The sequence below is a fragment of the Nocardioides sp. genome (assembly GCF_044226765.1).
In the GTDB taxonomy this organism is placed as follows: domain Bacteria; phylum Actinomycetota; class Actinomycetes; order Propionibacteriales; family Nocardioidaceae; genus Nocardioides.
This window is the reverse complement of the sequence record NZ_JBGAGJ010000009.1, coordinates 99833-122905: the sequence shown is the minus strand read 5'-3', so window position 1 is coordinate 122905 and position 23073 is coordinate 99833. Positions and strand designations below refer to the sequence as shown.

Annotated in this window: 22 protein-coding genes; 6 read left to right on the top strand and 16 right to left on the bottom strand. The window is 72.6% G+C overall.

What is annotated here, in order from left to right; all coding sequences use genetic code 11:
• Window positions 1-20 precede the first annotated feature (20 nt).
• Entirely contained in the window at window positions 21-338 is a 318-nt protein-coding gene (locus ACILRH_RS17580) for a hypothetical protein (protein WP_395695348.1), read from the top strand.
• Between the two features lie 50 nt (window positions 339-388).
• Here ACILRH_RS17580 and ACILRH_RS17575 read toward each other — a convergent pair whose 3' ends face one another.
• The 6 genes from ACILRH_RS17575 to ACILRH_RS17550 form a co-directional block, all read right to left on the bottom strand.
• Window positions 389-814 (bottom strand): DUF4262 domain-containing protein, encoded by a 426-nt coding sequence (locus ACILRH_RS17575; protein WP_395695347.1) that lies wholly within the window; start codon window positions 812-814, stop codon window positions 389-391.
• A gap of 730 nt (window positions 815-1544) precedes the next feature.
• Window positions 1545-2627 carry an IS110 family transposase gene (locus ACILRH_RS17570; protein WP_395695346.1) on the bottom strand — a complete coding sequence of 361 codons (1083 nt, stop codon included), beginning with the start codon at window positions 2625-2627 and terminating at the stop codon, window positions 1545-1547.
• Between the two features lie 306 nt (window positions 2628-2933).
• Window positions 2934-3449 carry a hypothetical protein gene (locus tag ACILRH_RS17565; protein WP_395695345.1) on the bottom strand — a complete coding sequence of 172 codons (516 nt, stop codon included), beginning with the start codon at window positions 3447-3449 and terminating at the stop codon, window positions 2934-2936.
• Between the two features lie 235 nt (window positions 3450-3684).
• Entirely contained in the window at window positions 3685-3900 is a 216-nt protein-coding gene (locus tag ACILRH_RS17560) for a hypothetical protein (protein ID WP_395695344.1), read from the bottom strand.
• A gap of 313 nt (window positions 3901-4213) precedes the next feature.
• Complete coding sequence (locus ACILRH_RS17555; protein ID WP_395695343.1) at window positions 4214-4945, bottom strand: hemerythrin domain-containing protein; 732 nt, start codon at window positions 4943-4945, stop codon at window positions 4214-4216.
• Window positions 4946-4947: 2 nt separating this feature from the next.
• Window positions 4948-7107, bottom strand: coding sequence for an MMPL family transporter (locus ACILRH_RS17550; protein ID WP_395695342.1), 2160 nt, complete (start codon window positions 7105-7107; stop codon window positions 4948-4950).
• A 126-nt stretch (window positions 7108-7233) separates the two neighbouring features.
• On the opposite strand from ACILRH_RS17550, the gene ACILRH_RS17545 reads away from it, so the two are divergent.
• On the top strand, window positions 7234-7608 hold the full coding sequence (locus ACILRH_RS17545) for a hypothetical protein (RefSeq protein WP_395695341.1): 375 nt from the start codon (window positions 7234-7236) through the stop codon (window positions 7606-7608).
• Between the two features lie 31 nt (window positions 7609-7639).
• On the opposite strand, the gene ACILRH_RS17540 is transcribed toward ACILRH_RS17545, so the two are convergent.
• The 4 genes from ACILRH_RS17540 to ACILRH_RS17525 are packed head-to-tail and all read right to left on the bottom strand — an operon-like array spanning window position 7640 to window position 12981.
• Window positions 7640-8296, bottom strand: a complete 657-nt coding sequence (locus ACILRH_RS17540; protein ID WP_395695340.1) for an ABC transporter ATP-binding protein — start codon at window positions 8294-8296, stop codon at window positions 7640-7642.
• Complete coding sequence (locus ACILRH_RS17535) at window positions 8289-9209, bottom strand: ABC transporter ATP-binding protein (RefSeq protein WP_395695339.1); 921 nt, start codon at window positions 9207-9209, stop codon at window positions 8289-8291. The genes ACILRH_RS17540 and ACILRH_RS17535 overlap by 8 nt, the downstream gene beginning before the upstream one ends.
• A gap of 5 nt (window positions 9210-9214) precedes the next feature.
• Entirely contained in the window at window positions 9215-12292 is a 3078-nt protein-coding gene (locus ACILRH_RS17530) for an FtsX-like permease family protein (protein WP_395695338.1), read from the bottom strand.
• A 41-nt stretch (window positions 12293-12333) separates the two neighbouring features.
• Window positions 12334-12981 (bottom strand): SRPBCC domain-containing protein, encoded by a 648-nt coding sequence (locus ACILRH_RS17525; protein ID WP_395695337.1) that lies wholly within the window; start codon window positions 12979-12981, stop codon window positions 12334-12336.
• A gap of 117 nt (window positions 12982-13098) precedes the next feature.
• Between ACILRH_RS17525 and ACILRH_RS17520 the strand changes: the two genes are divergently transcribed.
• Window positions 13099-13833 carry a hypothetical protein gene (locus ACILRH_RS17520; protein WP_395695336.1) on the top strand — a complete coding sequence of 245 codons (735 nt, stop codon included), beginning with the start codon at window positions 13099-13101 and terminating at the stop codon, window positions 13831-13833.
• Here ACILRH_RS17520 and ACILRH_RS17515 read toward each other — a convergent pair.
• Window positions 13814-14218: a YjbQ family protein gene (locus ACILRH_RS17515; protein ID WP_395695335.1), complete on the bottom strand. Its 405-nt coding sequence runs from the start codon at window positions 14216-14218 to the stop codon at window positions 13814-13816. The genes ACILRH_RS17520 and ACILRH_RS17515 overlap by 20 nt on opposite strands.
• A gap of 38 nt (window positions 14219-14256) precedes the next feature.
• Between ACILRH_RS17515 and ACILRH_RS17510 the strand changes: the two genes are divergently transcribed.
• Window positions 14257-15039: a GNAT family N-acetyltransferase gene (locus ACILRH_RS17510; RefSeq protein WP_395695334.1), complete on the top strand. Its 783-nt coding sequence runs from the start codon at window positions 14257-14259 to the stop codon at window positions 15037-15039.
• A gap of 89 nt (window positions 15040-15128) precedes the next feature.
• On the top strand, window positions 15129-15962 hold the full coding sequence (locus tag ACILRH_RS17505; protein WP_395695333.1) for a hypothetical protein: 834 nt from the start codon (window positions 15129-15131) through the stop codon (window positions 15960-15962).
• On the opposite strand, the gene ACILRH_RS17500 is transcribed toward ACILRH_RS17505, so the two are convergent.
• Genes ACILRH_RS17500 through ACILRH_RS17490 form a run of 3 tightly spaced genes read right to left on the bottom strand, consistent with a single transcriptional unit; the run spans window position 15919 to window position 18030 of the window.
• The gene (locus tag ACILRH_RS17500) at window positions 15919-16218 is read right to left on the bottom strand and encodes an MTH1187 family thiamine-binding protein (RefSeq protein ID WP_395695332.1); all 300 of its coding nucleotides are present in this window, start codon (window positions 16216-16218) and stop codon (window positions 15919-15921) included. The two genes, ACILRH_RS17505 and ACILRH_RS17500, sit on opposite strands and share 44 nt — an antisense overlap.
• Window positions 16215-16727 (bottom strand): SigE family RNA polymerase sigma factor, encoded by a 513-nt coding sequence (locus ACILRH_RS17495; protein WP_395695331.1) that lies wholly within the window; start codon window positions 16725-16727, stop codon window positions 16215-16217. Before ACILRH_RS17495 ends, ACILRH_RS17500 begins: the two co-directional genes overlap by 4 nt.
• A complete protein-coding gene (locus ACILRH_RS17490; protein WP_395695330.1) occupies window positions 16714-18030 on the bottom strand; it encodes a hypothetical protein in 1317 nt (438 codons plus the stop codon). The genes ACILRH_RS17495 and ACILRH_RS17490 overlap by 14 nt, the downstream gene beginning before the upstream one ends.
• A gap of 129 nt (window positions 18031-18159) precedes the next feature.
• Between ACILRH_RS17490 and ACILRH_RS17485 the strand changes: the two genes are divergently transcribed.
• A complete protein-coding gene (locus tag ACILRH_RS17485) occupies window positions 18160-18975 on the top strand; it encodes an SDR family NAD(P)-dependent oxidoreductase (protein ID WP_395695329.1) in 816 nt (271 codons plus the stop codon).
• Here the strand turns inward: ACILRH_RS17485 and ACILRH_RS17480 are convergent.
• The gene (locus ACILRH_RS17480) at window positions 18953-20149 is read right to left on the bottom strand and encodes an SRPBCC family protein (protein WP_395695328.1); all 1197 of its coding nucleotides are present in this window, start codon (window positions 20147-20149) and stop codon (window positions 18953-18955) included. The genes ACILRH_RS17485 and ACILRH_RS17480 overlap by 23 nt on opposite strands.
• 105 nt (window positions 20150-20254) lie before the next feature.
• Window positions 20255-23059 carry an aconitate hydratase gene (locus ACILRH_RS17475; protein ID WP_395695327.1) on the bottom strand — a complete coding sequence of 935 codons (2805 nt, stop codon included), beginning with the start codon at window positions 23057-23059 and terminating at the stop codon, window positions 20255-20257.
• Window positions 23060-23073: the final 14 nt, after the last annotated feature.

The window sequence follows — 23073 nt, the reverse complement described above, 5'->3', positions numbered from 1 at the left end:
GGTTTGGCACGATGCCGCCCATGGGCATCGAGGTCACGCTCCATCGTGACGGGGAGCGACTGTCAGGTCTGCCGGATCCAAACGGGGGCTCGTTCGCTGCGGCTGGCGACTTCGACGAGCTGCTCGGTTCCCCCGAACTGCCGTTCATTGGAGCACTGGATCCATACGGTGACGCCACGCTCAGCCACCTGGTGATGGACGACCTGATCGCAGATGTGAACGTCGCACTTGCTAGGGCGAGGCCAGGACGCCAACTTCGTGGACTGCGACGGCTGCGCGTGATGGCGGAGATGGTGAAGGCTCAGAAGTCGCTGACCCTTCGTGTCTTGGGTGACTAGCGATCGCTCATCGGTGTGACCGCGCACGGACCACGGCATGTGCGGATGGTTCAGCGAGGACCGAGGAGTCGCTGGGAACCGGGCGGGTTTGCGTAGTCAGGTTCCCAAGGGAGGCGTCCGGCGGAGTCCGGCCGTACGATCTGGAGTGCCGGGACATCGCCGTAGATCGCCTTCACTGCGGCCAGGTCGGTCATGTCGGTGATTGGCAGCACTGGCATCGCGGGACCGTCCGCTAACTCCGTTGTCTCTTGCCCTGCCGCGAACCGCCCGCCTTCGCGAACCACGATCTCGCCAACGATGTTCAAGAAGGCCGTGCCAACCTCGGGTGGAAGGCCGGTCATCACCACCTCGGGATGACCGTGCGCGGTCAACCCGACGGTGTAGGACAGGCACTTCGCCGGGTCGGAGTCTGCGACGTTCCGCACCGCCCAGCCGTAGGCGGCGATCTTGGCGCGAAGATCGTCTAGTGGGTCCACGTCGGCACCCTAGGCGAGAGGGGGCTTGGCGCTCGCCTCCCTGGGCGACCGCGCTGCTGGCGGCATGAGCGGGCACCGAGACTTGCACGTTTAGGCTCGCCAGATGGACAACGTTCCACACGCGAGTCGACTCGTCGCTTGGGTGCGCTCCATCGGGGTGCTTGCCTCGTCGGCTGAACAACAAGGAGCCTGGCTCGACTCGCTCGGACCCGTCGCCTCATGGAACGTCGGCGAACTCGGGCTGGAGTTCGAAGACGGCTATCTCCTAATGGACCAATGGGTTGAGGCGGGTTGGGTCCCTCGTGAGTCGCTGCAGCCCATCAACGCCGTGAACCAGACTCTGGATGAGATGAGCGGCGAGGGCAATGCAGCCCTCTGGACACGTGAGGCGCTCATGCAGCACGAGGCGTGGCGGACTGTGCGCACGCTAGCCATGGCTGTTCTGATATGTACTCGCCCCGTGTCAAGGGGCAGGTTGGAGCGCCGCCGGACCTTGGGGTCTGGCGGCGCTCCGCTGTCTCGGGGTGCTTGGTGCCGGTCGGCGTGTGCGACGCGTGTCGATTCTGATATTCGCGGGTTGGTACCGCAGGGCGGCGTTCGGCGGGAGGAAACGGCTTGTCTGAGCACGAGCGTCATCGACGTGATCGGTGGCTCACAGAACAGTCGCTGGTTCTCTCCGGCGCGCGTGAGGGCATCAAGCAGGAACCCGAGGCAGGTCAGGGTGGTGGTGTTAGGTCTCGAGAGTGGCCAGCGACCAGCACCATCCGGCGAGTTCGCGAGCGATCGCGACATTGGCCACGTTGTGGGGCTTGGATCGGGCGCTGAAGTTCTTCCAGCGGCGGTGGAGTCGCTGGTTTCCCAGGTGCGCGCGCGTCCGGGCGGCCGGGGGTGCTTGGTCCCACCGCTGTTGGAGGACAGTGCCGACGCGGTAGACGGCCTTGTGGTGCCAGGCGGACTCGATCAGCAGGCGGCGGACGTGGGTGTTGCCGGACTTGGTGATGCCGCCTTGGCGGCGTGACTCTCCGCTGGAGTACTCGCTGGGGACCAGGCCCAGGTAGGCGCCGATGCTGGAGCCGGTGAAGCGATCCCAGTCGCCGATCTCGACGGCCAGTGCAAACGCGGTCAGGGTGGAGATCCCACGCAGGCAGGCCAGGTTGCGGGTGGTCGAGGAGAACTCGGAGTCGTTGGCCACCTCGATGATGGCCGACTCGAGTCGGTTGCGTCGGGCCAGCGCGAAGTCGAGCTCTTCGCGCGCGGCTTCGTAGGCGGCCTGGGTGCCGCGGCTTGGGAAGGAGATCGTGCCCAGCCAGTGGTGGTGCTTCCCGGTCCAGGTCGCTCCGCCCGAGTACAGGTGACCGTGGCGCAGCAGCAGCTTGGAGACTCGGTGCCGCGCGGCCATCAGCTCTGCGCGGGTGTCCTCGCGAGCACGGACCAGGTCACGAGCGGACTCCTGCTCGGGTGTGGGAACCCGGACGGCGACGAGCTCATCCATGCGCAGAAGTCGCGCCAGGAGCATCGCATCCCGAGCATCGGTCTTGACCCGGTCGCTGCTTGGGCGAACCAGTCTGGATGGTGCTGCGATCACGCACCGGTAGCCGGCCGCGGTCAGGCGGCGGTACAGCTCGTACCCGGTCGGGCCGGCCTCATAGGACACCGCGACCGGGCCGGGCAGATCCTTGAGCCAGTCCAGAACAACGTCAGGTTGTGGGACCAGGCGACGTCGATGAAGCTCGCCGGTCACCGCGTCGATACCGGCAGCAACGATCGATCTGGCGTGCACATCCAGACCGACGCCCGTACGCTCTTGAAACATCGGGGCCTCCCACGCATGTCGGATAGGCCGAGCAGGGGACTCTGCTCGGTAACCCACGAATCTGCGTGGTGAGGCCCCGGCCCGCAATCGGCCACAGGCAGCCGATCAGTCATACCGTCTGATCACGTTCAACTGAGACTTCGGGACTGTGTCGACACGCCCGCTCATCGGCACGACCGCGCACACCATGCGGCAGATCCGGTAGAGCTGAATGACGGCGCGCTGCTCCACCGTGCCGCCCGCTGGCGGAACCACCCTGAGCCCGAGCCTTAGCGGGTGTTGTGTTCCCAGTTCCGTGCTCAGTGGTTATGGGAGGTCGTCCATCGTCATGTCGGGGCATTCCTTCGGGCAGAGCGCGAGCCTGACCGGCGCAAAGAGCGTCTCTCCGGCGGACCTCATGTAGAAGCCGTGCATGATCCCGGTGCCACTGCCTGTCCTTTTCAGGCTGACTGCGACCTCGCTGACGGCCCTGTTCTTGCCCTTGCAGTTTTGCGTCACCGGCCCCTGGTTGAAGGCTTCGTCGCTGAGCACCGTCCCGGGCCAGATGCCGCTTCCTCCGACCCCTGGCTTGATGCCCCAGTCGACCAGTTCAACGTTCTCGGGATCCTTCAGCGAGACGGACTCGATCTGGGCCGGCTTGCCGTTCGCGGTGCAGACCGCGCTGGCGTAGAACGCGATCGGCTTGCCCAGCGGGATGTTGCCCCGGGCGATGCCGGCTGCCGACGGCTCCCTCCCGTTGAGCCATCCGAGCTCTCCTCCCGGACCGTTCGAAGACGACGAGCCGCCGTGGTGGCAGGCGGCGACCAGGGCCGCGGCTGCCATCAGGGCAACTGGACGTACAAAGGTCAGCACGCCGGGGCCATTGCGCCAGAGGCGTAGATCGGCGTGAACTGGCGGTCGCGGGGGTCGATCAAGATTGTGCGCTATGCCCGCCGCCGTGTTCTGCCTACCCGAGAGCATGACAGGAAGGTACGCGGCATTGCCCTCTGCTCAGCATGACCGGACGTTCGACTCGCGGCTATGTGCGGGCGTCCCGGCGCACGGTTGCGCAGGAGCGTCACTGACGGCGGCGGGACGAAGCAAGCGCCAACTCGATCATCACGACCAAGCCGACGGTCCCCACGAATGTGATCGCTCCCCAGACCAGACCAGCGATCGCAGGCAGGTCGCATTCAGCCGCGCCTCCGTCGCCGCCACAGTCCGTATGCACGGCATAACCGGTGCCGAGCCCATACGCGATCACCGGAAGAAGAGCTACGACCACCACGTACATGCCGATCCGCTGACCGGCTGTCGGTCTAGCCATCGGCACAGTCCCTTGGCATGAGTGAAGTGTCCCGCACACCGGATGTCGGTCCCTCACCTCGGCAGGAGCGCGCACCATCTGCGACTGCGGATCCTCAAGGCAGAAGAAGGGCAGGTCGAGCCAGGGGTGTGTTGTCCACCGTCTCACGCAGTCGATCGGTGGCTGAGTCACCGCTACGGGCCGGCAACAGGGACACACCCCGTGAGACCAGGTCGGCGCTGTCACCGACCACCCGGTACCGAGTCGGAGCGACTGACGCCCGCTCGGTGTCCGGGGAGGCTCAGGCGTGACGGAAGGTCCGCGCCTCGCGGCGCGCGAAGCGGCGGTGCGTGACCAGCCAGATCACCTTGAGCAGGGCCGGGGCGCTCGCGAAGACCCGGTCGAGCGCCTCGCGGGGCACGCCTTGGCCGATCCACGGGACGATCCGGGCGACCTCGGTGAGGGAGCCGCCCTTCTCGATCTCGGCCTCGAGCTCGTGCCAGCGCTCGACCGTCACCAGCCGCTGGACGATCGCGATCGCCTCGGTCTCCTCGTGCGCCAGGTGCCGGCGCAGCGACTCCCGCGCCGCGCACACCCGCACGACCAGCGCGGCACGCGCGTCCTCGTCGGTCCGCTCGGCGAGGCGGCGCAGGCCCGCGGCACAGGAGTCCAGGAGCGGGTCGATCTCGCCGTGCTCGGCCTCCATCGCCTCGAGCACCGCGACGTCCTCGGGCGCCCCGAGCGCCGTCAACGCCGGCCAGATGTGCTCGTCCTCGGCCGTGTGGTGCTTGTGCAGCACGGCCGCGAAGAGCTCCCAGCGATCGGCGAGCGCCCGCCAGGCCCGACGGTCGTCGGCCGGCGTGGCCCGCACGGCGGCGGCGAAGGCGTCGAGATCGCGCCGGAAGCCGTGGTGCATGAGGTACATCGTCTGCATGTCGATCGGTCCCTCGGGGGCCGCCGCCTGGCCCGGCAGCCGCAGCTGCCGGGGCCAGGCGCGCGACTGGGGGCCGTCGTGCGTGTCGTGCGTGGTCATGCTCAGGCCTCGACCTTCTCGCGTCGGGCGTCGTCCGAGCCGGTCTCGTCGAACTCGGTCCAGACGTCGTCGGCGGTCTCGTCGTCGCCCTCGACCTCGATGCTCGGGAGCAGGCGGTCCAGCCAGGCCGGCAGCCACCAGTTCCAGCGGCCCAGCAGCGCCATGGTCGCCGGCACCAGGACCATCCGGACGACGGTCGCGTCCAGGACGATCGCGACCGCCATCCCGATCCCGAGCTGCTTCACGACCGTGTCCGCCTCCATGGAGAACCCGAGGAAGACGACCACCATGATCGCGGCGGCCGACGAGATGACCCGGCCGGTCGCGGCCAGGCCGCGCTCGACGCTGCCGCGCGCCTCGCCGGTGCGCAGCCAGTCCTCGCGGATGCGCGAGAGCAAGAACACCTCGTAGTCCATGGAGAGCCCGAAGAGGATCGCGAAGTTGAGGATCGGGATCCAGCTCGACACCGGGATCGGGTGGTCGACACCGACGAGGCTGCCGCCCCAGCCGTGCTGGAAGATCATCACGAGGACGCCGTACGACGCCGCGATGGACAGCAGGTTCATGAGCGCCGCCTTGACCGGCACCACCACCGAGCGGAACATCATCGCCAGCAGCAGGACCGAGACTCCGACGACGAAGGCCACGACCAGCCACAGCCGGGCGTCGAGCAGGTCGACGATGTCGGAGAAGAACGGCGTCATGCCGGTCACCTCGACCCCCTCGGGGAGGTCGCCGCGCAGCGAGGCGACCAGGCCGGGGATCCGCTCGTCGGTCGGCCCGAAGGCGGGCTCGGCGTCGAGGACGGCGATCGCGCCGTCCGGCGTGGTGACCGGCTCGGAGACGCCGACGATGCCCGGCTCGGCAGCCACCGTGGCGGCCACGGCGCGCGGGTCGGCCTGCGCGGTGTCGACGACGATCGTGAACGGGCCGTTCGCGCCGGCGCCGTACTCGGCGTCGACGAGGTCGTAGGCCTTGCGCTGGGACGTCTCGAGGCCGGCGCTGCTGCCGTCCTGCGGCCAGGTCCGCATCCCGAGGACGGGCGCGGCCAGCAGGAGGAGGAAGACCAGCGCGGCGAGCGCGGCCGCCACGGGCCGCCGCACGACTCCACGCGCCCAGCGCGCGGTGAGCGGCACCCGGTCGGCGCGGTCACGCCCGCGCCGGGTGCGCCGCGGCAGCAGCCGGTGGCCGGCCAGGCCGCACAGCGCGGGGACGAGCGTGAGCGAGGCCGCGAGGACGGACACCACGGCGATCGCGGTCGCGTAGCCGAAGGTGGAGTAGACCGGCAGGCCGCCCAGGCGCAGGCCCATGAGGGAGATCAGGACGGTCAGCGAGGCGAAGACGACGGACCGGCCGGCGGTGGCCATCGCCCGCCCGGCGGCCTCCTGCTTCGGGAGGCCCTGCCCGAGGAACTCGACGTGCCTGGTGACCAGCAGCAGGGCGTAGTCGATGCCCACGCCCAGGCCCACCATGGTGGCGACCGTCGGCGCTGCGGTGCTCACGTCGGTCGTCGCGGCCAGGAGGCCGACCCCGGCCGAGCCGACGCCGAGGCCGGTGAGGGCGACGGCGATGGGGAGCCCGGCGGCGATGACCGAGCCGAACGCCACGATGAGCAGGACGAGCGCGGCGACGACGCCGGCGAGCTCGCCGGTGCCCTCGAGGGTCGACTCGGTCTGGCTGGGGAGCTCGCCCCCGAGCTCGGCCTGCAGGCCGGCGTCGCGGAGCGGGGCCACCGCGTCGACGAGCGGGTCGTAGCCGCTCGCGCCGACCAGGTCGTGGTCGGTGGACGGCACGTCGTAGCCCAGCGTCACCAGCGCGGTGTCGCCGTCCTGGGACAGGCGCGGGGGGTTGACCGAGCTGACGTGGTCGATCCCGTGGAGGCGCTGCACGAGGGCGTCGAGGGCCGCGGGGTCGAGGCGACCGCCGTCGCGGTCGTGGACGACCACCTGCGCAGTGGCGCCGCCTCCGTCCGGCACGTGGGCGCGGAGCTGGTCGACGCCGGTCTGCGCACGGGCGCCGGGGACGTTGTAGTCGTCGTGGAAGGTGCCGCCGAAGGCTGCGGCGAGGCCCAGGGCGACCACGAGGGCGGCGAGCCAGGCGGAGATCGTCCGCCAGGGGTGCGCCGCCGTGCTGCGGCCGAGTCGGTGGAGGATGCGGTTCACGGTGCTGCTCCTGGGTGTGGGGTGGGGTCTGCGGGGTGTCCTGGGGAGCAGGTTGCGTGGTGCCACTTGGGACCGGCTGGGAGCCGACTTGGAGGAGGCCCGGACGGCTCGGATATCGTGAGCGCGATGTCCCAGACCGAGATCGCCCTGACCCTGTCGATCGTCGGCGGCTTCGCGCTGCTGGCGGCGACGGTCTTCGCGTTCTTCCTGGAGCGTCAGCGAGCCGGCGTCGTCCTCCTGGTGCTCGCCGGCGCCGCGTTCACCTGCTCACTGCTCTTCATGACCCAGTTCAGCAACGAGTGGGAGTCGGGCATGCGGGCCGAGGTCCGCGCCAAGTACGCGGTCACGATCCAGGAGTGGGGTGCCCCGCTCGGGAGCGCCCCGGCGTGGGAGGTCGACAACAAGGTCGCCGACTGCGTCGTCATCACCAAGGGCCCGCACGCGCCGGTGATGACCTGCGACGGCGAGGAGCTGCCGCTGCGTCACCCGCACCGGCACTGACGGCCCGCAGCCGCTCCTCAGCGCAGCCCCGTCAGCCCGGTGGCCTGACCCAGGTGCCGACGCCCTCGTCGAGGTGCAGCTCGGCGTCGGCCTCGTCGGCCGCCTCGGGGTCGTGGGTGGCCATCACGACGGCGGCCCCGCGGTCGGCCTCGGCCCGCAGCGCCGCGACGGCGCGCTCCCGGTTGGCCGCGTCCAGGTCGCTGGTCGGCTCGTCGGCGAGCAGCACGCTCGCCCGGGCCGCGAAGGAGCGAGCCAGCGCGACGCGCTGCTGCTGGCCTCCCGACAGCTCCTCGATGAGGTGGTTGCCGGACTCCTCCAGGCCGACCAGGGCCAGCGCGGCGGCGGTACGCCGGTGCGCGTCCTGGGTCGGGACCCCGGTCGCCAGCAGCGGCACGAGCACGTTCTCCGCCGCGGTCAGCGAGGACGCCAGGCCGTTGCCCTGGGGCACCAGGACGACGCCCCGGGCCGCCGCGGCGCGCCGGTCACCCATCGGCCGGTCGTCCAGGAGCACCCGGCCGCTCGTCGGCGCCAGGGCACCGGCGAGCGCCCACAGCAGCGACGACTTGCCGGCACCCGACGACCCGGTGACCGCGACCAGCTGGCCGGGGTGGACGACCAGGTCCACGTCGCGGACCGCGACCCGGTCGCCGTAGGTGACGCGGACCGCGTCGGCACGCAGCTCAGGCATGGTCTCCTCCCGGTGCCCGGTGGCGGGCGTGGTAGCCGGCGTCGCCGTCGGGCTCGGGGCGGGTGGCGGACTCGTCCTCGGTGAGCAGCACGTACTCCCCCGGCCCGTCCTCGACCGGGTGGAAGCGCACCAGGGTGCCGGGCTGGAGGTGCTCGCGCACGTGCAGCGGCAGCGGCAGGAACCCGTCGGGGGTGACGACGGCGTACTCCTCCCCGCTGCGACCCTCTCCGCCCACCCGGCCGTCGCGGATGGTGATGGTGCGCGGGAGGAACGCCGCGACCTCGGGGTCATGGGTGACCAGCACGACGGTGGTGCCGAGGTCGCGGTTGGCGTCGGCCAGGGCGCCGAGCACGCGGTCGCGGGCCGGGTGGTCGAGCTGGCTGGTCGGCTCGTCCGCCAGGAGCACCGCGGGACGCGGGGCCACCGCGACGGCCAGTCCGGCCAGCTGGAGGTGGCCGGGCGTCAACGCCCCGAGCGCGTCGTGCCCGTGGTCGGCCAGCCCGACCCGCTCGAGCACCTCGTCGGGCTCGGGCAGGTCCTTGCCGGCGCGTCGGGCGGCCTGCTGGGCGAACCGGACGTTCTCGTGGGGCGTCAGGTAGGGCAGCAGGTTGCGCTGGGCGCCCTGGAGCATCAGCGACACCTGCTCGGCCCGCATCCGGTCCAGCTCGCGGTCCGAGGCCGCCGAGAGCTCGAGGTCGTCGACGAAGACCTTGCCGGCGCTGGGCCGGAAGACGCCGGCGAGCAGGTGCAGCAGGGTCGACTTGCCGGCACCCGACGGCCCGAGGAGCCCCACCATCCCACCGGCCGGCACGTCGAGGTCGACGCCCGACAGCGCCGCGACCTCGTGGCCCTCCGACCGGTAGATGTGCACCAGGCCCTGGGTGCGGACCCGGCCGGGAGCGGATGTCGTCATCGCCGTCATGCTGTCCCCTCCCGCAGTCTGCGCAGCCCGGCGCGGCGCGCCATCGTGCGGCCGACCCGCACGGCACCGGCGCCCAGGACGACCAGCGCGGCGGCGGCCGCGCCGAGCACGGGCCCCCAGGCGATGTCGAGGTCGAGGGTCGAGACCAGCGGCGCGTCCGCGAAGAGCGGCACGATCGGCAGCGCGAGGTACGCGCCGTACACCCCGGCGACCGTGCCCGCGACGACCCCCACCACGACGGGGGGCAGCTGGGCCGCCACGGACATCGTCGTGACCGGGCCCCGGCCGACGCCGGCCATCCGCAACGCGGCGAGATCGCGCGTGCGGACCGCCCAGCTGCTGGCAGCACTGACCACCAGGACCAGGAGCGCGATGAGGACGGCGGCACCCCCCACGAGGGCTGCGAGCTGGAGGCTCCAGGCGGCGGTCGACTCGTCGTAGGAGCGTCGTACGTCGGTCAGGCGGGTGACGTCCCCGAGCTCGACGCCGCGGTCGCGCAGCGCGGCAGTGACCCGGTCCAGCAACGCGTCGTCGTCGGCGGCGAACCAGATCTCGAGCTGGTCGTTGGCGGCGACCGGTCGCCCGCGCACGGCGAGGTCGAGGTTGACCACCGAGGTGTTCGGCGGGGAGGCGGGCACCCGCACGACCGACGCGACCCGGCGGGCGGGCTGGTCCTGGCCGTCGACACCGGCCAGCGCGAACCCGTTGCCGTCGGTCCCCGGCGGCAGGTCGCCGGCGACGAGCGCGCTGAGGTCGTCGGGGAGCCAGGCCTGCGGGAGCGCGACGGTCTGCGACCCCGCCCCGCGGACCACGACGGTGAGGTCGTCACCGCGGCCGGCCGCCCGGACCTCGCCGTCGCCGTCCGCCACGTCGACCCACTGGTCGGCCGGACCGAGCGGGTACTGCCCGGCGTCGGTGCGCAGCGGGGAGAAGGTGGCCGCCCCGTCGATGCTCGCGCCCGGCAGGCTGGTGAACGTGATCCGGGTGACGTAGCACCCGTCGCGGCAGCTGAGGTCGCTGGTGAATCGCGCGCGGTCAGCGCCCGGAGCCAGGTCGCCCAGGGTCGCGTGCAGCACCTCACCGGCGTCGGTGACCAGGTCGAGGCCCACCTCCACCGGCTGCCGGTCGCCCCCGACGCCGACCGACCGCAGCGTGCTGGGGTCGACGTCGACCGCGAGCCGGGTCCCCACGACCGTGACCGGCGACGTGTCCGGCGTCGCGAGGCGTTGCCACGCGGCGTTCGGCGGCGCACCGCCGGGGAAGAGCGCGATGCGGGCGAACTCGCCGGGGACCACGGCGAGCGTCTCCCGGGCGCTGTTGCTCGGAGGCACCACCCGCAGCACCGGCGTCGCCAGGCGCCCGCCCGCGTCGACCTCCGCGAGCGCGGCCCGGACGGACGCCAGGTCGGTGCCACGGACGCTCGCGACCATCGCGGCGCCCGCCTCCTGCTCGGCCGCCGAGGCCCGGTTGCGCTCCCCGACGAGCAGGGCGTCGGCGGAGAACACCGCGAGTGCCGTCGCCAGGGTCACGACGGCCACCACCCGCCGGGTCGCCGGGCTGCGCGCGGCGTCGAGCACGCTGACCCCCGCCCGGACCCGGCCGCGACGCAGCAGCCGCCCGCCGGCGACCGCCGCGGTCGGGCTGGTCAGGTGGGCGAGCACCACGCCGACCACCACCGCGAGCAGCCCCGGCGCCGCCAGTGCCGCCGGTCCGTCCAGCCCCCCGGTCGCGAAGACGACCACGACGGAGCCACAGCCGGCGACCAGGAGCGCCTCGGCCACGCCCAGCGTCCAGCCGGCGCGCCGGGGTGGGACCCGGCGCAGCAACGTCGCGACCGGCTCGCGGGCGACCCGGGTGACGGCGAGGACCGTGACGACCGTCAGCAGCGCGACCGAGAGCAGCACGGCGCCCAGGACGGGCACCCGCAGCTCGAACGGCGCGTCCCCCGGCAGCACGGCGGTCCGGGCGACCCAGGAGCCGACGACCGCGAGCAGCACGCCCGGGACGACGCCCACCCAGACGACCGGCAGCAGCTCGCCGAGGAGGAGCCCGCGGGCTCCCCGGCGACCGCGTCCGCGCAGCCGCGCGAGCGCCACCTCGGGGCGCCGCTGCTCGGTCACGGCGAGGAGCACCAGCCAGAGCACCACGACCGTCAGCAGACCGAGCTGGGCCATCAGCAGGGGGACGGTCACCCGCGACTGCGCCCGCTGGTCGCGGACCTGGTCGGCCAGTGCCGGCAGGCCCGAGTGCACGCTGATGGTGGCACCCTGCTCGGTCAGGCGGTTCTCGTCGGCGAGGGTTCGCACGGCCGAGCCCAGGCGCAGCAGCTCGTCGACGCCGACGGCGTCGGGGTCGACCGCGAGGTCGACGGTCGACGACGCGCCCGGCAGTGTCAGGCCGGAGTCGAAGGTCTCCCGGCCGGTCAGCCAGACGTCGTGCTGGACCTGCGTGGGCGGGGTGGGGCTGACCAGCCCGGAGCGACCCGTGAGGATCTGGCCCATCCAGTAGTCGTCGGGCCGCTGGCGGTAGACCCCACTCACGGTCAAGCGGGTCGACCGGCCGTGGACGTGCACGTCGCCGGCGCCCACCGCCGCGATGCGGAACGACGCACCGGGCCGCAGCCCGAAGTTGTCGACGTCCGCCTCGCTGACCGCGACCTCGCCGGCCGCGTCCGGACAGCTCCCGGCGACGATGGTGAGGTGGTCGCAGACGTCGCTGCGCCAGCGCAGCTCACCGATCGGGTCGTGGGAGGCGCCCGGCAGCCGGGTGGCGGTGGCGGCGTAGCCGAGCACCGGCGTGCCGAACGACGACCGCACCCCCGCGGGCACCTTTGTCACCACCGTCTCCGGCGGCGGGGGCGGTTGCGTGCTGGACCGCCCGAACCCGACCGCGTCGGCGTACACCGCCGAGAGCTGGAGCCCGTCGGTGACGGGCGGCGCCTGCTCCAGGGTCAGGTCGACCAGCGACTGCTGCATGGCCCGGTCGTAGAGCGGGGCGAACACCGCGCACGCCGTGACCAGCGCCGCCAGCGTCGCGACGACCGCGGCCTGGAACGGCCGGTACCTCCACCTCACCGAGACCTCCCGCGCACCCCCGTCCGGCGCGTCGCAGCACCCTACCTGCTGGTGCGGGCGCGGAGGCCGCGCATCATCCCCCGGCTCATCAGCAGGTCGGCGGGGACGACGAGCAGGTGCGTGCCGGCGGTCAACCACCCCGGTGACGTGCGCGCCCGCCAGCGGAACAGCAGCCGGGTCGAGCGGCCCCCGTCGACCGGCTCGAGCAGGAAGGTCCACGTCCAGTGCAGGCGGGCGCGGCCGCTGCTCCGCCAGCCGAGCGGCAGGTGGGTGGTGGACTCGAGCACGAGCAGGCGGCCGTCGGCGACCTCGCGGACCACGAACCCGCACTCCGTCTCGGGTGGCCCGTCCGGCACGAAGTCCCCGACGCGCAGCCGAGCGTGCCCGGGGAGCAGCCGGTCGGCACTCGGCGCATTGGCGGGGAAGAGGAGCACGTCGACCCAGCGTGGCGTGTACCAGCCGCCACGGTGCCAGCCGACCTGGGCCAGCCACGGCCACACCTCGTCGGGCGGGGCCGGCAGCGAGGTCGCGTGGGTCGCGACGGTCTGGGGCGCGATGACCACCTCGTCACCGGGCAGGACCCGGCGCCGCTCGGCCCGGGTCGCGCCGTAGCTGAGGCCGAGGTGGTGCACGACCGCGCCGGCGGCCACCACCGCGGCCGCCACCAGCGCGCGGGGTCCGGGCCTCATGGTCCGACTCTCGCCCCTCGTCGCTCCCGACCCCAGAGGCCTTGGTCCTCCCCGCGGTCGGGCCGGGAGCACATTGTCGGTGCCGGCGGGCAGGATGGTGACGAGCAGGAGGACAGCATGCGGACCGTCTCGGGACTGACCACCGACACCTTCGAGCGCCCGCGCGAGCTCGGCGACCGGGCCGACCCGACGGTCCTCTACGCGCGGACCTACCTGCTGATCCGGCTCGTGGTCGGGGGCGTGGGCGTCCTCCTGCCCGTCGCGCTGTGGCTCGTCGACGCCCTGGTCCTGCAGGGCTCGATCACTCTGCGCGGCTCGTTGAGCGCCTACTACCACTCCGGTGCGCGGGACCTGTTCGTCGGCGCGCTCTGCGTGGTCGGCTGCCTGCTGCTGACCTACCTGGCCGCCCAGCGGCGCACCTGGGACTACTGGCTGAGCACGGTCGCCGGCGTCGCGGTGCTCGGGGTCGCCTTCCTGCCGACGCAGCGGCCGCCGTTCTCCACCACGCCACCGACACCGCTGCAGCAGCGGTGGGGCGAGCACCCGGTGGCCGCCGCGCACTTCGCGTGCGCCGCCGTGTTCATCCTGAGCCTCGCCGCGCTGTGCTTCGTCTTCGCCGCCCGGGACCGCCGGTGGGGCGGCGGCCACCCGGCGCTCCACCGCGCCTGCGGGGTGGTCATCCTGGTCGCCGTCGCCTGGGCCGTGGCCGGGTTCGTCGTGGACCTCGACCTCGGGTGGCTGACCGCGCTCTACGCCGGCGAGGTGGCCTCGGTGTGGGCGTTCGGCCTGTCGTGGCTGGTCAAGGGGTCCGACCTGCTCGGCCGGCCGCTCCTCACCCGGCGAGGAAGCTGAGCCGGACCTCGCGCTCGTGGTTGTCGACGTTGAGGTCCACCAGGCAGATGCTCTGCCAGGTGCCGAGGGCCAGCCGGCCGTCCAGCACCGGCACCGTCGCGTACGGCGGCACCAGCGCCGGCATCACGTGCGAGCGCCCGTGACCGCGGCTGCCGTGGGCGTGCCGCCACCGGTCGTCGGCCGGCAGCAGGTCGCCGAGGGCGGCCAACAGGTCGTCGTCGCTGCCCGCGCCGGTCTCGATGACGGCGATCCCGGCCGTCGCGTGCGGGACGAAGAGGTGCAGCAACCCGTCGCCCCGCCCGGCGACGAAGCCGCGGCAGTCGCCGGTCAGGTCCAGCACGGTGTCGGAGCCGCCGGTGCGGTAGGTGCGCGTCTCGGAGTCCACGGCCCCGATCGTGCCACGCGCCGCGTTACCGTCCTGGCGTGGACATCCCCTCGCTCGCGTTCCGCACCGACCTCTCCCTCGCCCGGCTGGCGGGCAGTGAGGTCGAGGACCGCGGCGACCACGTCGTCGTCCGGACCCCCGACAACCCGGACTACTACTGGGGCAACTACCTGTTCCTCCCCCGTCCGCCCACGCCCGACGAGGTGGCGGACTGGGAGGAGGTCTTCACCCGCACCTTCCCGCGCTGCCGGCACCGGGCCTACGGCGTCGCGGTCGCCGACGGCGCGCGAGACGACCTGGCCGCCTTCGCCGCCGCCGGGCTGGAGACCGAGGCGGCGACCGTGATGACCGCGACCGCGGTGCACGAGCCGCCGCGACCGAACCACGAGGCGACCTACCGCCCGCTCACCGGCGACGAGGACTGGGAGCAGCAGGTCGGCCTCTGGTCGGCGGGCGAGGATGTCGCGGCGACGCCGGACTTCGTCCGCGCGAAGGTCGCGGGCGAGCGGCGGATGACCGAGTCGGGGCAGGGCGCCTGGTGGGGTGCGTTCCTCGGTGACCGGCTGCTCTCGTCGATGGGCCTCGTGGCGGCCGACCCGGGGCTGGCCCGGTTCCAGCAGGTGCAGACGCACCCGGACGCGCGCGGCCGCGGCCTGGCCGGCACGCTGGTCCACCGGGTCGCCCGCTACGGCTTCGAGGAGCTCGGCGCCCGCACGCTCGTGATGGTCGCCGACCCGGAGTACCTCGCGATCCGGATCTACCGCTCGGTCGGCTTCGAGGGGACCGAGACCCAGCTGCAGGCCCAGCGCCGACCGTCCTGACGGAGGGCCGGAAGCGGTGGGACTTCGGTCCGGGACCGCCGGGCCGCCCGGCTCTGCCGCCGCGGGCCCGACGCGACGACGATCGGGACGTGACCAGCTCACGGCTGCCCGGACCGCTCGTCGTCCTGCTCGGCGCGGTCGCCCTCGCGGTCGCGGTCCTCACACTCGCGGCCCCGGGCGTCCTGCGCGGACCGGACGCGATGGACGGGTCGGCGCAGGGCACGGCCCTGGTGATGCTGCTGGTCGGCCTGCCGGCGTACGTCGTCAGCGCGGTGTGGACCCGCGCCGGCTCCCTCTGCGCCGAGCTGGTGCTGACCGGTGTGACGGCGTACCTGCTCTACAACGCGGTGATGTTCCTCGTCGCCACGCCGCTGAACCGGCTCTTCCTGCTCTACGTCGCGATGCTGGGGCTCGCCGTGGTCACCCTCACCCACGAGGCGCTCGAGGTCTGGCAGCGCGCCGCGCGCGAGATGAGCGTCCCGCCACGGTGGGTCGCGGGATACGTGCTGGTCGTGGTCGTGCTCAACGCGCTGGCCTGGCTCGGGCGGATCGTCCCGGCGCTGGTCGGCGACGACCCGGGCTCGCTGCTGGAGGGCACCGGCGTGGCCACCAACCCCGTCTACGTCCAGGACCTGGCGTTCTGGCTGCCGGTGATGGCCTGGCTCGGGCTCGGCACCTGGCAGGGGCACCGTCCGCGCGCCGCGCTCGCCGTCGCGGGCCTGGTGATGTGGCTCGTCGAGGCGGTCGGCGTGGCCGTCGACCAGTGGTGGGCCCACGCGGCCGACCCGGCGTCCCCGGTCGCCTCGCTGGGCGGCGCGTGGCTGTTCCTCGCCGTCGCCCTGGTCGCTCTCGTCCCGACGGTCGTCTCGCTGCGCGGGGTCAGTCCTCGAGCAGTCGTTCGACCCGCTCCACCTTCGCGGTGAGCTGGCCGTCGTAGCCCGGACGGATGTCGGCCTTGAGGACCAGTCCGACCCGCGGCGACACCGCGGCGACGACGTCGACGGCCCGCTTGACCACCGCCATCACCTCGTCCCACTCCCCCTCGACGTTGGTGAACATCGAGTTGAGCTCGTGGGGCAGGCCCGACTCCCGGACCACCCGGACGGCTGCGGCCACGGCCTCGGAGACCGAGCCCGTCTCGTCGGCCGAGGTCGGGGAGATGCTGAACGCGACGATCATGCGGTCACGGTATCCGCCGCGTCGGCGCGCAGCCGGGCGAGGGCGTCGCGGGCCTGGGACTTGACCGTGCCGACCGAGATCCCGAGGACACGGGCCGTCTCGGCCTCGGTGAGGTCCTCGTAGTAGCGCAGCACCACCACCGCCCGCTGCCGCGGCGCGAGGCGGGCCAGGGCCCGCTGCAGCGCCACCCGGTCGGCGCCCGGCCCGTCGACCGGCCCGCCGACGGGGCCGTCGGGGAGGTCGTCGGTGGACACCTCGCGCCACCGACGTCGCCGCCACCGGCTGATGCTCTCGTTGACGAGCACCCTGCGGACGTAGGGCTCCGGGTCGCTCGCGATCCTGGACCAGCGGGGCACCACCTTGACCAGCGCCACCTGGACCAGGTCCTCGGCGTCCTCGCGGTGACCGGTCAGCAGGTACGCCGTGCGCAGCAGCGCGCCCCGCCGCGCGGCGACGTACTCCTCGAAGGAGTGGCGGCCACCGTCGTCATCGCGGTCACGGCCGAGCACGGCGCCTCCACACGACGAGCGCGCCTGCCGCGGCGACGATGACCCCGGCGACCAGGCCGGTGGTGAGCCGTGGATCCATCGGGGTCGGGGGCGGGGTCGCCTCGACCGACGGCGCGCCGAGCAGGTCGGTGGCGAACTGCCAGCCGCCGCCGCTCACGCCGGGCAGCAGGACCAGGCGCTGCGACCGACCGGTGGTCACCGCGACCCGGTTGAGCGCACTGTTCTCCCAGCCGTGCCTCGTGAGGGTGACGATGCTGTCCGGAGCGACCCAGGTCACCACGCCGAAGGCCCGCTGCTGCGTCGGCACCTTCCGCTGCGCACCGAACGGACCGGCATGCACCCAGTTGGGGTTCCGGTTGCCCAGGACCAGGGCGAGCCGACGACCGCTCGCGTCGAGCGCGACCGCATGCAGGTGACCGACCGTGCCTCCAGGCCGGGGGAACGAGACGACCCTCGAGGCCGACGCCTCGTGGAGGTCCACCAGCAGCTGGTCGCGATGCGGATCGGCCGAGAGGTCCTGCACCAGGATGCGCCCGTACGCGGCGGCCTCCAGGTCCGCGCCCGGCTCGACCCCGAGGACCGGCTGCGGCTCGCCGCCGGGATCCCACGCCGTCACGATGCCGTGGGACGACGAGGACTGGTCCATGAGCGAGTCGTCGTCACCCCCGCGGAACTGCCCTGCCGAGTAGACGATCGTGTCGGCGTCCGCCCAGGCGAGGAAGTCCGGTGCCAGCCCGTGCACCGTGGTGATCCAGTGCCGGGTGAGCTCCCCGGACGTGGTGTCGTAGACGCCGACGCCCGTGATCGGCCCCGAGTCGCTGTTCGGGGACCCGGTCGTCGGGCCGGTCAGCCAGTACGCGAGGTGCCGTCCGTCGGGCGAGAGCTCGACGTCGCCGACGCCGCTCTCGAGCACGGCGTCGGGCAGGTCGACGAACGCATACCGGCCGGTGGTCGCCGAAACACCTGCCACTCCCGGCTCGGTCCCGGTCCACGTCCCACGTGCCGTCGTGGTCACCGCGACCAGCCGACCCGGCCGCGACGTCGACGGCAGCCAGGGGCTCGGCGTCCAGACCCGGTCGGGCAGCCCGACCGGACCGCCGGCCGGCAGCGGCTCGGGAGCCGACCGGTGCCAGTCCACCCCGGCGACGGCGGCGATCAGCACGGCCGCGGTCGCTAGGATCGCCGCCGTCCCGACCCGACGGCGCCGTCGGAAACGGATGCCCCGGTCCCACAGGTCGGGCGCGGGCCCACCCGGCGGGGCGTCGTCGGCCAGGTCGGCCAGCCGGTCGTGGAGCGTGGTCATCGGTCCTCCCGCACAGTGCTCACACCCTCTCCCACGCCACCGGGCCCGCAGAAGGAGGGGTGCGACCTCGGCACGGCCGCGTGGTCCGGACGACACCACGCCTCGGAGCGCAGGTCCTACAGTGCGCCCATGGATGTCGCACTGGTCACCGGGACCTCGTCGGGCATGGGGATGCACGCCGCCGTCGAGCTCGCAGCGCGCGGACTGGACGTCGTGGCCACCATGAGGGACCCGCGGCGCGCGGACCGCCTGCGAGCAGCGGCCGATGATGCCGGAGTCAGTCTCGACGTGAGAGCGCTCGACGTCACCGACCCGGCGCGGGCCGAGGCGGTCGCCGGGATCGTCGCCGACCACGGCCCGATCTCGGTCCTGGTCAACAACGCCGGTCGGGGCATGGTCGGGACCGCCGAGCAGCTGTCGCTCCAGCAGGTCCAGGAGCAGCTCGACGTCAACTACCTCGGTCCCGTGGCGCTGACCAAGCTGGTCCTGCCGGCCATGCGCGAGGCCGGACGCGGACGGATCGTCACGGTCACCAGCGTCGGCGGAGCCGTCGGCCAACCGTTCGCCGACGCGTACTGCGGCGCCAAATTCGCCGTCGAGGGCTTCATGCAGTCCCTGGCCGCCGTCGCGGAGCGGTTCGGCGTCCGGGTCAGCGTGGTCGAGCCGGCCGCCGTCGCCAGCGAGTTCGTCGCCAACGTCGACCGCCCCGCCGTCGAGGGCCCGTACGCCGAGCTGCTGCAGGCCTACGTCGACCGGACCGCGGGTGCGTTCGCGAACGCGCAGAGCGCCGCCGACGCCGGTCGGGCCATCGCCGATGCCGTGACCTCCGAGGAGCACCGGTTCCGCTGGCAGACGTCCGAGGCCGCGGTCGGGTTCGTCGGGGTGTCGCTCGCCGACCTCGACGGTGGTCGGGTGCAGGCGTTCACCCGTCCGTGGATCGGTTGATCGACCGTCGCGACGTGGACAGCGGCTCGCCGACGTACGCACGCGACACCAGGCCTACGAGCCGCTCGACGGCGTCCTCGGCCGGGGAGAACGGGCCGGGGGCGAAGTGGGGTGACGCCAGACCCCGCTGCACGGACTCGCACGCCGCCCAGTCCTGACGGTTGGTGAGGTCCCAGAACTCCACTGCGTACGTCGGGTCCGGGACGCTGCCGTCCTGGCCGGGGAGGAGGAGCCAGGAGCACTCGACCCAGGTGCGGCCCGGGCCGAGAGGGACCAGGCGGTGGGTCATCACGTAGTCGGGGTGGGCCGAGACGAGCAGGTTCGGCAGCAGGTGGACGTACTCCACGGTGGTCGGCGGGACCCCGGGGATCGGGTGACCGCCGGACTCCCCCGTCAGCGACATCGTCGCCACGCCGTCGCGCAGGTCCATCGTGCCGCCGACCCAGGCGCCGGCGAGGTCGTAGTTGTGCCCCGACGTCGGCGGGGTGACCTGGCAAAGCTCGGGGTGGATCAGCGGGCAGTGGTAGCACTCGTGGTAGTTCTCGGCGACGATCTTCCAGTTCGCGGCGACCTCGTAGGAGTGCCGGGCGGCGAGGCGCAGGTCCGCCGGGCGGTAGGGGTCGATGACCCGGCCGAGGTCCCCCAGCCAGTCCTCGAACGAGACGACGTCGGCGCGGCCGAGCGGGTGCAGCGCGTGCCCGAAGACCCAGCCGGCCCAGACCGCGACCGGCAGCGGCACCAACGAGTACGACGCCCGGTCGAAGCCGGGCACGCCGCGGTAGCCGGGTGCGGCCACGACGTCGCCCGCGAGGTCGTAGGACCAGGCGTGGTAGGGGCAGGTGACCGAGCGGCGCGACGTGGCGTCGTCGGCGGGCAGCAGCTCGTGGCCGCGGTGGCGGCAGGTGTTCGCGAACATCCGCACCTGCCCGTCCTGCCGGGTGAGCAGCGCGGCGACGTCGCCCACCATCACCGCGCGCTGGGTCGCGGGCCGGCCGTCGAGGTCGTCGGGCAACAGCTCGTCGAGCCGGCCCAGGCAGGTCCAGCCACCCGCGAAGAGGTGCCGCCGCTCCCACGCGAGCACCTCCTCGGAGGTGTAGGCCACCGCGGGCAGCATCGCCGGCACCGAGCCGCCGCGCGCTCGCACCTCGTCCTGCAGCCGTTGCACGTCGCCCATGCGCGCCTCCTGACTCGTCAGTCTGCCCGCGCACCCGCGGGTTGCCCGGGAATTGCGCGAGCCGGCGCAGCCGTCGGGTGACAGCTGCGCCGGCTCGGTGGTGGATCAGGCGCGCCGCAGGTTGCGCAGGACGTACTGCATGATCCCGCCGTTGCGGTAGTAGTTCGCCTCGCCGGGGGTGTCGATGCGGACGACGGCGTCGAACTCCACGTCGCCAGCCTTCACCTTCACCGTCTTCGTCGTGCGGCCCTCGTTGAGCTCGGTGATGCCGGTGATGGAGAACTCCTCCTCACCGGTGATGCCGAGGGACTCCGCGCTCTCGCCCGCGGGGAACTGCAGCGGGATGACGCCCATGCCGATCAGGTTGGACCGGTGGATCCGCTCGTAGGACTCGGCGATGACCGCCTTGACGCCCAGCAGCGAGGTGCCCTTGGCCGCCCAGTCGCGCGACGAGCCGGAGCCGTACTCCTTGCCGGCGAGCACGACCAGCGGCGTGCCGGCGGCCAGGTAGTTCTCCGACGCCTCGAACACCGTGGTGACCTCGCCGCCGTTGGTGAAGTCGCGAGTGAAGCCGCCCTCGGTCCCCGGCGCGAGCTGGTTGCGCAGCCGGATGTTGGCGAACGTGCCCCGGATCATCACCTCGTGGTTGCCGCGGCGCGAGCCGTAGGAGTTGAAGTCGCGCTGCTCGACGCCGTGCTCGGCGAGGTAGCGGCCCGCGGGCGAGTCCTTCTTGATCGCGCCGGCCGGGCTGATGTGGTCGGTCGTGACCGAGTCGCCGAGCTTGAGCAGCACCCGGGCGCCCTCGATGTCGGCCACCGGGGTCGGCTCGTCGGGCATGCCCTCGAAGTACGGAGGCTTGCGCACGTACGTCGACTCCTGGTCCCACTCGAAGGTCTTGCCCACGGGGGTCGGGAGCGACTGCCACTGCTCGTCGCCGGCGAAGACGTCCTGGTAGCTCTCGCCGAACATGTCGGAGGTGATCGCCTGGCGGATCGTCTCCTCCACCTCGGACGGCGACGGCCAGATGTCCCTCATGAAGACGTCGTTGCCGTCGGCGTCCTGGCCCAGCGGGTCGTTGAACAGGTCGAGGTCCATCGAGCCGGCCAGCGCGTACGCGACGACCAGCGGCGGGGACGCGAGGTAGTTCATCTTCACGTCGGGGTTGATCCGGCCCTCGAAGTTGCGGTTGCCCGACAGCACCGAGACCACCGCGAGGTCCTTCTCGTTGACCGCGGCCGAGACCTCCGGGATGAGCGGGCCGGAGTTGCCGATGCAGGTGGTGCAGCCGTAGCCGACCAGGTTGAAGCCGAGCTTGTCGAGGTACGCCGTCAGGCCGGCCTTCTCGTAGTAGTCCGAGACCACCTTGGAGCCGGGCGCGAGCGTCGTCTTGACCCACGGCTTGCGCTGCAGGCCCTTCTCGACGGCCTTCTTCGCCAGCAGGCCGGCGCCGATCATGACCGACGGGTTGGAGGTGTTGGTGCAGGAGGTGATGGCGGCGATCGTCACCGCGCCGTGGTCGAGGGTGAACCTTGTGCCGTCCTCGAGCGTGACCTCGACCGGGTCGCTCGGGCGGCCGCCGTCGGTCGCCGCGGCGCTGAAGTGCACCGGGGCGGCCTCGCCGTGGCCGTTGGCCGGCGGGTCCGAGGCCGGGAAGGACTCGGCGACGGCCTCGTCGTACCCGTTCTCGTCGCCTCCCTCGACGTAGTCGGCGAGGGCGGCGCGGAAGCCGGCCTTGGCTTCGGCCAGCTCGACGCGGTCCTGGGGACGCTTCGGCCCGGCGATCGACGGGACGACGGTGGCGAGGTCGAGCTCGAGCTTCTCGCTGTAGCGCGGCTCGGCGTCCGTGTCGTGCCACAGGCCCTGCGCCTTGGCGTAGGCCTCCACGAGCGCCAGCTGCTCGGCCGGACGGCCGGTGAGCTCGAGGTACTTCACCGTCTCCTCGTCGATCGGGAAGACCGCGATGGTCGAGCCGAACTCGGGGCTCATGTTGCCGATCGTGGCCCGGTTGGCCAGCGGCAGCGCGGAGACGCCGGGGCCGTAGAACTCCACGAACTTCCCGACCACGCCGTGCTGGCGCAGCATCTCGGTGATGGTCAGCACCAGGTCGGTGGCGGTCGAGCCCTCGGGCAGGTCGCCCGAGAGCTTGAAGCCCACCACGCGCGGGATCAGCATGGAGACCGGCTGGCCGAGCATGGCCGCCTCGGCCTCGATGCCGCCGACGCCCCAGCCGACCACGCCGATGCCGTTGACCATCGTGGTGTGGGAGTCGGTGCCGACACAGGTGTCGGGGTAGGCCAGCGTCTCTCCGTCCACTTCGCGGGTGAAGACGGTGCGGGCCAGGTGCTCGATGTTGACCTGGTGGACGATGCCGGTGCCGGGCGGGACGACCTTGAAGTCGTCGAACGCGCCCTGGCCCCAGCGCAGGAACTGGTAGCGCTCGCGGTTGCGCTCGTACTCGATCTCGACGTTGCGCTCGAACGCCTCCGGGGTGCCGAAGACGTCGGCGATGACGGAGTGGTCGATGACCATCTCGGCCGGGGCGAGCGGGTTGATCTTCGACGGGTCACCGCCGAGGTCGGCCATCGCCTCGCGCATGGTCGCGAGGTCGACGACGCACGGGACGCCGGTGAAGTCCTGCATGATCACGCGCGCCGGCGTGAACTGGATCTCCTTGTCGGGCTCGGCGGTCTCGTCCCACCCCGCCAGTGCCTTGATGTCGTCGGCGGTGATGTCGGCGCCGTCCTCGGTGCGCAGGAGGTTCTCCAGCAGCACCTTGAGGCTGAACGGCAGCGACGCGACGTCGAGGCCCTCTCCCTGCACCGCGTCGAGGCGGAAGATCTGGTAGGTCGTCCCGTCCACGTCCAATGTGCTCTTGGCACCGAAGCTGTCCTGACTGGCCACAGCCGTCATCTCCTGAGTCGTCG